8 protein-coding genes and 1 pseudogene are annotated in these 11,626 nt (G+C 57.0%); 5 read left to right on the top strand and 4 right to left on the bottom strand.

Translation table 11 applies throughout. The features are described from left to right. Positions 1-129: 129 nt before the first annotated feature. A pseudogene (locus ACFX5Q_RS32845) lies at positions 130-240 on the top strand (ABC transporter permease); the annotation flags it as partial. Between the two features lie 312 nt (positions 241-552). On the opposite strand, the gene ACFX5Q_RS32840 reads toward ACFX5Q_RS32845, so the two are convergent. The 4 genes from ACFX5Q_RS32840 to ACFX5Q_RS32825 form a co-directional block, all read right to left on the bottom strand. Next, on the bottom strand, positions 553-2,256 hold the full coding sequence (locus tag ACFX5Q_RS32840; protein WP_404284466.1) for an aminotransferase class I/II-fold pyridoxal phosphate-dependent enzyme: 1,704 nt from the start codon (positions 2,254-2,256) through the stop codon (positions 553-555). A 663-nt stretch (positions 2,257-2,919) separates the two neighbouring features. Further along, entirely contained in the window at positions 2,920-4,812 is a 1,893-nt protein-coding gene (gene asnB / locus ACFX5Q_RS32835) for an asparagine synthase (glutamine-hydrolyzing) (RefSeq protein WP_404284464.1), read from the bottom strand. A gap of 31 nt (positions 4,813-4,843) precedes the next feature. Beyond that, entirely contained in the window at positions 4,844-5,758 is a 915-nt protein-coding gene (locus ACFX5Q_RS32830; protein ID WP_404284462.1) for a class I SAM-dependent methyltransferase, read from the bottom strand. Between the two features lie 29 nt (positions 5,759-5,787). Continuing rightward, the gene (locus ACFX5Q_RS32825) at positions 5,788-6,387 is read right to left on the bottom strand and encodes a phosphatidylcholine/phosphatidylserine synthase (protein ID WP_404284460.1); all 600 of its coding nucleotides are present in this window, start codon (positions 6,385-6,387) and stop codon (positions 5,788-5,790) included. 291 nt (positions 6,388-6,678) lie between these two features. Here ACFX5Q_RS32825 and ACFX5Q_RS32820 point away from each other — a divergent pair, with 291 nt between their 5' ends. The 4 genes from ACFX5Q_RS32820 to ACFX5Q_RS32805 all read left to right on the top strand — a co-directional run bounded on the left by ACFX5Q_RS32820 (position 6,679) and on the right by ACFX5Q_RS32805 (position 11,614). After that, complete coding sequence (locus ACFX5Q_RS32820; RefSeq protein WP_404284458.1) at positions 6,679-7,014, top strand: hypothetical protein; 336 nt, start codon at positions 6,679-6,681, stop codon at positions 7,012-7,014. A 1,021-nt stretch (positions 7,015-8,035) separates the two neighbouring features. Further along, entirely contained in the window at positions 8,036-9,664 is a 1,629-nt protein-coding gene (locus tag ACFX5Q_RS32815) for an ABC transporter substrate-binding protein (RefSeq protein ID WP_404284456.1), read from the top strand. A gap of 76 nt (positions 9,665-9,740) precedes the next feature. Next, on the top strand, positions 9,741-10,694 hold the full coding sequence (locus ACFX5Q_RS32810; RefSeq protein ID WP_404284454.1) for an ABC transporter permease: 954 nt from the start codon (positions 9,741-9,743) through the stop codon (positions 10,692-10,694). A gap of 35 nt (positions 10,695-10,729) precedes the next feature. Then, positions 10,730-11,614 carry an ABC transporter permease gene (locus ACFX5Q_RS32805; RefSeq protein ID WP_404284452.1) on the top strand — a complete coding sequence of 295 codons (885 nt, stop codon included), beginning with the start codon at positions 10,730-10,732 and terminating at the stop codon, positions 11,612-11,614. Positions 11,615-11,626 lie beyond the last annotated feature (12 nt).

Below are 11,626 nucleotides of genomic sequence, written 5' to 3'. Positions count from 1 at the left end.
GTCCGCCACGCAGATCCGAACTCACCGCCTCAATGCCATGGCAGAATGGAAGGCCGCGGCGTTGCAGATTGCCTGAAAACAGCTGTGGGCTTCCGCGCGTCCACGCTTCAAACAATGTGACAGCGCCCCCGCGCCTCCTGGATGCTGCTTGCTCCCAGCCTCGTCATCGCGTTTACGTCCCTCGCGGTTAGCATCCTCGGTGACTGGATGCGCGACAAACTCGATCCGACCCTCGAGTGATGGATTCTCAGATGCGAAGAAGGTGATCTCCATGCTCGTCAAGGGCAATCGGGTGCGTTAATCGCGTGACAATAGGGCTGGGAGCTGAACCTGTCGGGAACGTTTGAGTCTCGAGGATGTGTCGACGGACTCTACCCAGATCTGGAGAAGTTCAGGGTCTCAGGTCAGCACCGCAACCTCGACCACAGTGTCACGTCAGGCCGTTAAAAGCTCATCGCTGTGCATCAAGACAGATAACTGAATGGAAAGCACACTAACCTCCCAAGCTAACAACACATGGCAAGAGAATTACAGAAGACACGACATGGCTACTTATTTCGGAGCGAGGGCAATCAAGCGGCCCAACGTGCGCCGCAGAACTCTTGCGAGCTCTTCGTTCTCTGCGCGACTTCTAACCGTGAGGCGAATATACCGATCTGCATCGCTCATAGCTTGGTAGCCGCATTCTCGTACGAGGACGGATTCGAAGAGAATGAGATGATGCTTGAGTTCAGCAGCGGAAACCGAATTTTCAGGCAGCCGGCATAAGATGAAATTGGTTTGCGAAGGCACGACGTCGAGGCCCGGTACCGTCCGCAGCTCCTGGATGAAGTGCTCTCGATCCTCTCGTAACGCTCTTAGACTGTCTTCCAGTTCCTCTGCGAATTCGGGCAGCAAGAACAGTATGTATTCCGCAATACCGTTGATGTTCCACAACGGCAGTTTCCGGCGCACGGCAGTAACGAGATCGGTATTACCAGACATGAGATAGCCGAGTCTGATTCCGCCGAGGCCGAAGACCTTTCCGAGGCTCTTCACCACGATCAGATTGTCGTGGGACAGCACTAACTTCTCAACGCTGTTCAAGCGGCCTTCAGCGGGAAAATCAATAAACGATTCATCCACGATCAGCCGCCGTCCGCAAGAACCGAGAGCCTCGGTCAACCATGCCATGTCAGCATAGTCAACAAGTCGGCCGGTCGGATTGTTAGGATTTACAACGATTGCCGTATCTGCGTCTGTCGCTATCGCGAAGTCAAAGAAAGCTCGAACATCGAGATCGAAATAGGGCGGACTGAGAACGAAGCTCGTCTTTCGGTCGCTATCGAGTGGCGTTTGAAAGCCGGCGAATGTCGGGGTGGGAATCACAATTGCTGGGTTCAGCGTCGAATAGAGCGCCTGTATGAGGTCGGTCACCCCGTTTCCGACTGCAATGGAGTTCGGTTGCTGCGAGGTCATCGCTCCAACAATTGAAGCAATGTCAATCTGCTGAGATGGATAGCATGTTAACACGCCTTCGAGCCTCGTCGCGAGCCGCTCGTAAAAAGCCTTCGGAGGGAATCGGGTGTTGCAAAGCAGCATGTGCTCGGCGAATGGCTTACGCCAATATCCTCCGACGCTGGTCTCAAGGCGCCGCGGCAGATTCTCCTTGTCATAGCGAAATTCCGCTATGGATACATCGACACCGTCGCGAATGTCGAGCAGTTCGGAGCCAGCATTCCGCTCATCATCAGGAATCGAAATCTCCAGCCGCGACAAACCCAAGGCTAATTTGCTCAACGTCTGATGTGGAAGGTCAGATGCCGCGCCGTCAGTTTCAAGCAAAAGATCGCGTACAACATCAGCACTCAGTCGATAGATACCAGTCGGTGCGTCGGGGCGCCAAGCAGAGCCACGCAGTCCGCTGTTGGCATCGATCCTGTGAAGAACGTCGCCGTTGAAAAACGGAGGCCCAAATATCAAGAGAATATCACCCTCATAATCCATAATCTTATCAGATAAATCGCAGTACGTCTCGTTCCGATGCGAAAGAGTCGTTGTGCAATACTGTGTAAAAAATCTATCTGGCACGCCGCCTCTCGTGCTTTCAGAAATAATGATATCTTTAATACCGTTTTCAAAACACAGATTAACGAGTCGGTCCAAGAGTGGCTGACCGTTGATCGGGACTAACGGTGCATCGTAACTACCACTCCACAGATGTATTTTGGGCGCTATAGAGTCGATGATAAAAAGAGCGTGAGTTATATTCATCATTTCCGAACTCGTTTGCCAAAAAAGCAAAGTACGTACAGAAGCGACCTTCCCTGAATGAAACCGAAAGACAGGTTATCGAAGTATCCACATGATGCGTTCATAGCCGTGTCATCCGGAACCTCAGGAGGCTTCGGTCGGTTCTTTCTAGGTCGCGACCTAAATGACCCAGACCAACCCATCCGGGCCAGTCTCTCGTTTTCAGACGCCTGCCTGCGCAAATATGGTTTGCCAACACCCTGCGCCTGGCAGGCGGCGTTCTATCAGCCGCCTGCGCGCGCCAGTGCCAGGCATGTCGACGCCAAGCCTCGGCAGAGCACATCAAACGGAAAGCGTCTACGCAAAGACGGAGCAGGTTGGACCCCGCCGACTTCGATACTTCCATGCCCGGTTGGTGGAGAGCGAGAGCGAAAACAGCATCGCGTGCGCGCTCATCATCAAAAATCCGGGGTGGGCGCTTGCTAACTGCTGGTGGGCTCAATCTCTTCGGTTTCCCGTCCAGTGGTGATGCAGCACCGACCACACCATTTTTTGTCGGCCTTGCTGCGATCATGCCATAATCGGTGCCGCAGGCGGCTGGGTCGGAGCAACCGCCTGCTCGCATTTCCTTGGCAAAGGGCTTCTGTGAAATGCGCGCAAACACCCCACTTCGGACTCGGATATTCTTCAAGAGAATACCTCCTTGAAAAATATCCCGAGGTTGGCCAAAAGCCAGAACTTCCGACCAAAGGAATCTGATGGGTTACGTCGTCCGGCCTCAAACCAGCGTCTCAAGGCAGTAGCGTCGATCAGATCTCCCAGCGGAGTATCCTTGTTAAAGAGCAGCCTTCGATATTCGGCTGCGCCCTCGCCCACGGCCCACTGACCCAATGGTAGCGGGAATCCCATCTTTTTCCGGGATAGAACGGACTTGGGCAAGACGCTCCGGTATTGCCTTCGCAAGGGGTATTTTGAAACGTCGAGGCGTTCGCTAAAAGCAGCAACCGGGTACCAAAGCGCCTGTACAGGGGCGATCGGTGACCTCCACCTTAACCGCTGGAAGCCGGGCATTGCCATGGCGGCAGTTACAAGCTGGTGGTCAGTGTATGGGACGCGAGCTTCAAGCCCAGCTGCCATTGTCGTGTTGTCAACCATTTCCAGCAACGCGGGCAAGTGCGTAGAGACGAACACATATGAGATCTTGCTGAAGAAATCTCCGCCCGCCTCGGCAAATTGAGTCGAGAAGTGATCGAAGAGCGCCGTCTCGTGCTCTGTCCACATCTGGCCACCGATAACAAGCGAACGGATCTCGTCGGCCGGAAAGTAAGTATAACGCTCCAAGAAGAACTGCAGCTGACTGCCATGGACCCCGAGCCCAAGGCGCCGGCGCGCGATCTGAGCGAGAGGAGGTGGCAATGCGGCGATGAATTTGCTTCGATTGTAATCATACGGCGTGCGGAACAATCGGCTGTAACCAGCAAAAATCTCATCGGCACCCTCGCCGGTGAATACGACTTTATGCTCCTTCGAAATCGCCTTTGCGAGGGTAAACATGGCAGTTTCGTTATGCATTCCAAGGGGATGTCCCCGCATGCGAACCAGTTCTGCTACAGCGTTGATATCCGTAGGTTCTCCGATTGGGACGACCCGGTGAGTGAGCCCGAATGCAGCGGCAACCTCCATCGCATAGCCCGTCTCGTCATAATCGGGGGTCTCGACCTTGCCGGTATAGCAGATGGGCTGCACTGGCGAGCGAGCGGACAGCTCATAGGCGAGGATGCTCGAGTCAAGGCCGCCGGACAACAATGCGGCGACCGGTACATCGGCTACCAGCTGGCGCTGAATGGCGCTTTTGAGGAGCTCCCGCACGTCGGAGTAGTCTGGCCTTGATCGCGAAAGGCGCTCGGACAGGTTCCACCACCGTTCGGTAGTGTGTCGCCCATTTTTTATTTCAAGCAGATAACCGGGCTCTAATTTGGAGATCCCGGCGAACAGCGTTCTGGAGCCGACAACCGCGCGATAGGACAGAAAACTGAGCGCGCCGATCATGTCAGGCCCGCGCATGACCCCCGGCCAGCGAATGAGAGCATTCGGTTGCGACGCGAACAGAAGCCCAACATCGCAAATCGTGTAGTAAAGAGGTTTTACGCCCAGCCGATCTCGAGCGATTATGACGAGCGATTTCCGCGGATCAAAGAGCGCAAAGGCAAATATCCCGTCAAGGTGATTTAAAAACGATTTTCCCCAAGCAAGGTAACTGACAATTAGTACCTCGGTATCGGACATCGTCGAAAAGGAGAAACCCAGTTTGCTCAATTCAGTTTTTATTTCACGGTAGTTATATATCTCACCGTTGTACGTTACAACAACTCCGGTATCGTTGTCGCGAAAGGGCTGATTGGATCGAGAATGAAGGTCGATAATCGATAGTCGTCGATGTGCGAATGCGACCGAACCATCAATGTAAAGACCGCTCGCATCAGGTCCGCGATGAGCGAGAGCGTCAGCGCAACGTTCTACCGCCTCAGCAGAGATCGGCGTATCTTCGTTTTTAAGGACTATCCCAAAGATTCCGCACATTGGGCTCGCTCTCTTGGCACGAATGACACGACTAGTTGCCTGGCTTGTCGCCGATCATCTGGATGCAGCCGTCGCCGAACCAAAACCGGGCCAGCGGGTGGTCATAGTGACGGTACATCGGAGCGAGGAAGCGCCGAAGGTTGTGGAAATCTCTCGTATATCTTGAAATCCTACGAATGTTCTGGAAGCCGTACTCGGCATACCAGCCTCTGATTTGAGCCTCGGTGAAGGAGAACTCGTGGTACGTCGGCGCTTGGAAGCGATCCCGTATCGTAACGAACAAATCATCATCGAAAAGACTTCGAAAGAACTCATTCTCCCCAGCGATATATTCTTTTTCTTCACTCTCTTTTGTTTTCAACAGCCAGTCGATGGCTCCACGCGCCGTGTATGCATTAAGATTGTCGATTGCCGTGCGGAATTGGTCGTCGGTTTTGTAGAGTTCTCGCAAGTGATTGATGCATCGGTAAATGATACCGTTGGCGGTCCCCATGATCGTCAAAAAGAAGCTGCCCCCGGGGCGGGTTACGCGGGCAAGCTCTTCGAAGCCTTTTTTTGGATCGCTTGTGTGCGGCAGAACCCCTGCGCAATGAACAAAATCAAAACTCTCTTCGTCAAACGGCAGGTCAAGCACACTACCAGTAACCAGTGCCGAGCGCGGCCCAAATCGACTAAGCCGTTTGCGCGCACAATCCATCCAATCATTGCTTAATTCAAGAGAAACAACGCTACGTGCCCCCTTGCTAAGAAACGCATAGGACGCATTGGCGTTCGAGCCGCAGCCCGCATCTAAGACGTCAAGCCCGTGGAAGCTGCCCGTTGGCAGGCCGAAATATTCCTCCTCGATTAGAGAGACTAACCTCTCAAATATGTGGTCGTCATTCTCCTGCTGGCGCTGATAGCGATCGAAGACAGCGCGCGTTTCGGCTTCGAAAGAGGTTTCCATGTATCTCCTCCCTATAGCTACGATGCCAATTAACTTGCGAGAAGGGCGATAGACCCAGCTGCAGCGAGTGTGAGGTTGGCTAGGCGCAAGGCATTGCCGGTCCCAGGAAATTTGAAACTTGAGAGGTGTAGCGCGGATAGAAGAAGCGCCGCGCCTATCAAGAGAGAGCCAAGTTGGGGGATCGGCCAGTAGCGGTTTGTCGCAAAGAGTGCCGCCAACACGAAGAGGTCATTGTTCAACGGCAATCCTCTGCCGAATCCGTCAGCGTCGAGCCCGAACGTCGAAAAATAGCTGAGCCGGAGAGCCCCTGACAGGACAAGGCAGACCGCAGCCAACAGTGCGGGAACGGAGAAAGCGTCAAAAGACAAGATTAGCACTGCTGGAAAGACGGCTGCGTAGACCAAATCAGCTAGTCCGTCGAACGCGGCCCCCACCTGTGCCGTCAAAGCGGACCGGTTCGGGGAACTCTTCGCGACCATGCCATCCGCGTCATCCGCCAAAAGAGCCCACAGGGCGAAACAGATGCCCACCTCGAAACGTCCGACCATAGCAAAATAGATCGCCGTAGTGGCGAAGGTCAGCCCAAGCGCCGTAATGGCGTTTGCAGCATCGAAGAGATAGCGGATCAACCTCTTACTCCGCTGCCGCGGCCGCGACCGAAATGTATCGGTGCAACCATTCGAAGGGGAAACTCTCTCGGGCCACGTGTAGATCTCCTACACCCTCGCTAGCATTGCCATATGGATCGATCCCACTGGCGATGCCCTCTTTTCATACAATGTGGATTCGCCGCGAACCTGACATGGTGCTTTCCTCCTCGCGATATTGCCCACGACAGGAATATCGGTCCCCAGATCTTGCCGCGTCGCTATTGGAGGCTCAAAACTCGTGCCAATTGAGCAGGAAAAGCCTCACAAAGAATGTTCTACATGCTTTTCAATGGCTTAGATGACGGTACAGCAGGAGCCGAGCCGAACTGCTCCGTGTTGCTTACTCGACAAAGCGAAACAATCGTGTCGGTTGCCCGACGTCTGCCCAAGAATGGCGGATCAAACTCCTCCCTGGAAGCGGAATGCGTGCCGTTCAACGGGTTCCGCTCGGTCCGATGTCCGGCGATGTTGGAGCTTCTTCTATGGTCGCCGGTGATCAGTCCGATTGCAGAGACAATGTCGGCGATCGGTTTGTTCTCGGTCGTCCGGCGGCGATCTGTCATTACCGAGTGGGTTTCGCTTCTCATCAGAAGAGCATGGCCTTGAAATATGGCATGCATTATTGGGAGGCGTAGCGTTGGCTTCCCGCTTAAATGCGCCCGTTCTTGTTAAGTTGCGTGCTTCGGTAATTCCCCGAAACCTTTTTCGCTAGATCCCTGACTGGAGTCCTCATCTCCTTCTTCTTCGGCTGGCATCGTTTTGATGAGGTCGGAGGCTTGCCGGATCGCAGGCCCTTATCGTTCGGCAGCAGCGTCCCCCATGAGCGGCGGCAGAACCACATCGAACGCAGTCGATACGTCAGGGAGAAACGGGAGCGCTTGCCACGCGCGAAGCAGCGGCGTCATGGAATCGAAGACTACTGCGCACGCGCCACATCATCCAAGCACGTATCTGAGCAGCGCGATCTCCGGATCTTCCCCTCACCCCCGAACCATAATCCGAGGGCAGTGTGATTGCGGGGTGCGAGTAGCGCTTTCCTTCCTGTTCATTTCTTAATCTCGTTCATGAGGCCGCGCCGATCGCGGCCCCGTCACGGAGGCCCATGGGTCGGGGACCGATGATGAGGTTCGGCCGGCAGGACCACCGTCCGAGCGCCGGACCTCCCTCTCTTGCCAACCCCCGGGACCGCGATCAGGGTCGCGGATGCGCGGCCGCAAGCCAGAAATGGGGCGCCTATCCGAGGGCTCTCGATACGAGCCACTCGAGCCTTGGTGTTGATTGAAGCCGTCAGCGGTGTCGTATGGCCTATGTCATCAAAGTGTAACGCCAGAGCCCTAAGAAGATACCTAGATATCTGGCCATCAGACACCAGCCCGTCGCTGGCAGGTTGCGCCGCTCGATATCATCGAGGGCAGTCAGTTTGATGAACAGGAAAAAAGTCATGGTCGACGGGACCACCCGGGCGAACTCATCCTACTGCCGAGGCATAAGATCAACTGGCGGCGGTGGCGACGGAACCATTCCATCAAGGGGGAATCCTGGCGCGGCGTATGCTTCAGCAGCTCGATGGTGTGTTCGATCAAAAACTCTCCAAATAGCGTCATTCACGGGAAAAAGGAATCCATTCATGAAAGAACTTGCCGATCCACATGCGATAGTTCGGTACGAAATTGAAAAGCCGAGATCTTCCACAAACTACTTACGGACCATGTATGTCTTCTTAAGCGGCTTTCTGGAGGCGCGCTGGGCAAGAGAGCTACACTTAAGGAGGTTATGGCTGGCTCTCGCCGTGCTATTGGCAGTCACAGGGGTCGTCAGCGCCGAACAGGCGGCGACCCTGCGCATCGCGCATCCTCTCGGCTATGGTGGAAAGGAGTCGCCCGACCCCATCTCGCCGACCCGCTTCTACGAGCTGAATGAGCTTCTGTACGACCGCCTATTGCGCCAAGGCGATCATGGAGAGCCGGCACCCGATCTCGCCGTGTCCTGGTCCGCCTCGGACGATGCCAGGCAGTGGACCTTCAAACTGCGGCAGGGGGTTACCTTCCACGACGGAACGGCCTTCACGGCAGCGGATGTCGTCTATTCTCTAATGCGCATCAAGAGTGAAAAGATTGCAAGCCCTACTCGATCCGTCCTTGGCTTTATCGACAAGGCGGAGGCGATCGATGACTCGACTGTGAAGGTTACGCTGGCGAACCCAGATGCCGATTTTCCGTTCCTGCTGATGGACTATCGGGCCCGGATCCTTTCCTCGCGGGGGCGGGCGGATAAGCTGGACGAGCTCAACGAAACAGGAATTGGGACCGGCCCCTTCAAATTGGTGAAGCTTGATGCGACCGGTACGACCATCGTCGAAGCCTTCCCGGGCTATTGGGAAGGTCGTCCCAAGCTCGACCGCATCGAGATCATCGCCATTGCCAGCGATGATGCCCAGGTGCAGGCACTGCTCGCTGGCCAGATTGACTTTCTGGGATCGGTGCAAAACGCCAAGCTGCCCCTCTTCAAGGGGCCGGGCTTTGTCGTCCAGAGTGTCGCCACCGGCGACTGGTCAGGACTAGTGATGCGCAACGACAAGCCGCCTTTCGATGATGTGAGGGTGCGGCGCGCACTTCGACTTCTGGTGGACCGCAAGGCCATGCGCGGGCTTCTGGCCGGCGCCGAGGGCGGCACGATCACCTGCGACCACCCGATCTGGAGCGGCGACCCCTATCGTTCCGAAATCGACTGCCCAGCCGACCCCGCAACAGCCAAGAAGCTTCTGGCCGACGCCGGCCATCCCGACGGGCTGGAGGTCGATCTCTACACCTCCGACGTGGCCGCCCCCGGAATCCAAATGGCCGAGATCTATCAGCAGCAGGCGGCTGCAATCGGCGTCAAGGTCAACATCAAGGTCGTGCCGGCTGACGGCTACTGGACGAAAGTATGGACCAAGGTGCCCTTTTGCTTCACGGATTGGTCGCAGCGGCCGGCAGACCAGGTCTTGAACGAGGTCTTTCGCTCCAAAGCCGATTGGAATGAATCCGGATTCGACCATCCCTTCTTCGACTGGCTGCTGGATGCCGCCCGGCGAGAGATGAACGTCGACCAGCGCAAAGAACTCTACACTCTGGCTCAGCGCATGCTCTACGAGGAAGGCGGAACGATGATCCCCTTCACGAAGAACAACTTCCGCGTCACGACGAAGCAGGTCAGCGGGCTTCCGCCGGTGCAGGACTTCGCGATCCGTTGGAACGAGGTTGCGAAAGCGCAGTAGCCAGGCGACTCCGGGAGGCCCGGCTGGGCGTGAACGCCGGCCGGGCCTCCACGCGGTTTCTTCTCAGGAGAACATTATGTTAACGCTGATGCTGCGCCGGCTGATGGGTGCTCTTTTCGCCTTTCTCTTTGCGTCCGTGGTCGTTTTCGTTTGCTTGCAGGCCCTGCCCGGAGACGCCTGCACCGCGATGCTGGGCCAGCAGCAGGGGGACGCTCTGGCACTGGCCCGCTGTCGGGGTGAGCTTGGGCTCGATCAGGCCGGCGTGCTTCGCTTTGCGCATTGGCTGGGATCGTTGTTGCGGGGCGATTTTGGGATCGCGCTGTCTCGCGGCCAGTCCGTCGCCGACATACTGGGACCGCGCCTGCGGAATACGGCGCTCCTGGGTGGCGCCGCCGCCCTCGTCGGTATCCCGCTCGCCATTGTTTTGGGGGTTGTTGCCGGACTTCGGCGCGATCGGCCGAGCGACCTGGCGATTTCCGGCATCGCCCTTTTCGCGATGACAGTACCCGAATTCGTCTCTGCCACCTTGCTAATTTATGTCTTTGCGATCTGGTTGCGCTGGCTGCCGGCGGTCACCGTTATACCGCCAAGTGCACCGATCGGCGAATTCCTGCCCAATATCGTGCTCCCGGTCGTCACGCTGGGGCTGGTAATGACGGCGCATATCATGCGCATTGCGCGGACCAGCGTTATCGAAGTCATGGCCAGCGACTATGTGGAGGCCGCACGCCTGCGTGGGCTGCCGATGCTTCCTCTTCTGCTGCGCCATGTGCTGCCCAATGCGCTGATCCCCACGCTCAACCTCGCTGCACTCACACTCGCCTGGCTGCTTGGCGGGGTGGTGATCATCGAGCAGGTCTTCAACTACCCCGGCGTAGGGACCCTAATGATCCAGGCCATCCACGACCGGGACCTGGCGCTGATCCAGACGATCACGCTGATGTTCGTCGTAACCTATATCGCCGTCAATCTTCTGGCCGACCTATTGGCGCTTGCGCTTGATCCACGGCTCCGGAGCCAGGTCCGATGAGTGCCCCGAATACGATGCTGCGGGAGGACGACACGATGCTGCTGGAGGATATTGCGCCGCCGGCCTGGCCCTTGCGTCTCGGGCGGGTCTTTCGATCCATCCTGGCAAGGCCGTCCGGCGCCATCGGGGCGGCGATCGTCGTCCTGCAGCTTCTGATGGCGCTATCGGCACCCTGGTTGGCGACGCATGACCCCACCTTCCAAAATCCGGCCGCCTCGCTTCAGGCGCCTGGCGGTGATTATGTTCTCGGGACGGACCAGCTCGGGCGCGACGTTCTCTCGCGCACACTGATGGGCGGGCGGGCCGCGATCGCCATCACAGGCTTGGCGACCCTTCTGGCGGTGCTTGGCGGGGGCGCGCTGGGTATAACCATTGGCTTTCTCGGCGGGCGCATCGAGGAGAGCGCCATGTGGCTCATCGACGCTTGCCTCGCCTTACCTTGGCTCCTCTTCCTGCTTCTGGCTGCCAGTGCCAGCGACGGGAGCCTCCTGGTGCTGATCCCGCTTCTCGCCTTCTTCCACGGAATTCCTCTCGCCCGGGTTGTCCGCGCAGCCACGCTGTCCGTGGTTGCCCAGGACTATGTAACAGCCGCCCGTGCCCGCGGGCATCACCCACTGGCCATCGTTTGGCACGATCTTCTGCCCAACATCCGCGATGTCCTGCTCGTGGAAGGGGCCATGCGGTGGAGTTGGATGCTCCTGGTCTTCAGCTCGCTCTCGTTTTTGGGCTTTGGCGTGACGCCTCCGACCCCAGACTGGGGTGCGATGATTGCCGAGGCACGAGGTTATCTGGGCATCACGCCCTGGGTCGTGCTCTGGCCCTGTCTCGCTCTCTCAAGTCTGGTCATCGGCATCAATCTGCTCGGCGATGCCCTAGGCAAGGCCCTGGGTCTCGATCGCATGCTTCACACGCCTGTCTGATTGGAGGCACAA

The sequence above is a fragment of the Mesorhizobium sp. IMUNJ 23033 genome, assembly GCF_044778005.1.
GTDB classification, from domain to species: Bacteria; Pseudomonadota; Alphaproteobacteria; order Rhizobiales; family Rhizobiaceae; genus Mesorhizobium; species Mesorhizobium amorphae_A.
Note: the sequence above shows the minus strand (reverse complement) of the source record. Positions and strands in the feature narration are given on the sequence as shown.

Bases quoted from the DNA above. Each gene is read 5' to 3' on its own strand.
- ACFX5Q_RS32815 (WP_404284456.1), top strand. From the start codon at position 8,036: ATGAAAGAACTTGCCGATCCACATGCGATAGTTCGGTACGAAATTGAA.
- ACFX5Q_RS32830 (WP_404284462.1), bottom strand. From the start codon at position 5,758: ATGGAAACCTCTTTCGAAGCCGAAACGCGCGCTGTCTTCGATCGCTAT.
- asnB (WP_404284464.1), bottom strand. From the start codon at position 4,812: ATGTGCGGAATCTTTGGGATAGTCCTTAAAAACGAAGATACGCCGATC.
- ACFX5Q_RS32810 (WP_404284454.1), top strand. From the start codon at position 9,741: ATGTTAACGCTGATGCTGCGCCGGCTGATGGGTGCTCTTTTCGCCTTT.
- ACFX5Q_RS32805 (WP_404284452.1), top strand. From the start codon at position 10,730: ATGCTGCTGGAGGATATTGCGCCGCCGGCCTGGCCCTTGCGTCTCGGG.
- ACFX5Q_RS32820 (WP_404284458.1), top strand. From the start codon at position 6,679: ATGTTCTACATGCTTTTCAATGGCTTAGATGACGGTACAGCAGGAGCC.
- ACFX5Q_RS32840 (WP_404284466.1), bottom strand. From the start codon at position 2,256: ATGATGAATATAACTCACGCTCTTTTTATCATCGACTCTATAGCGCCC.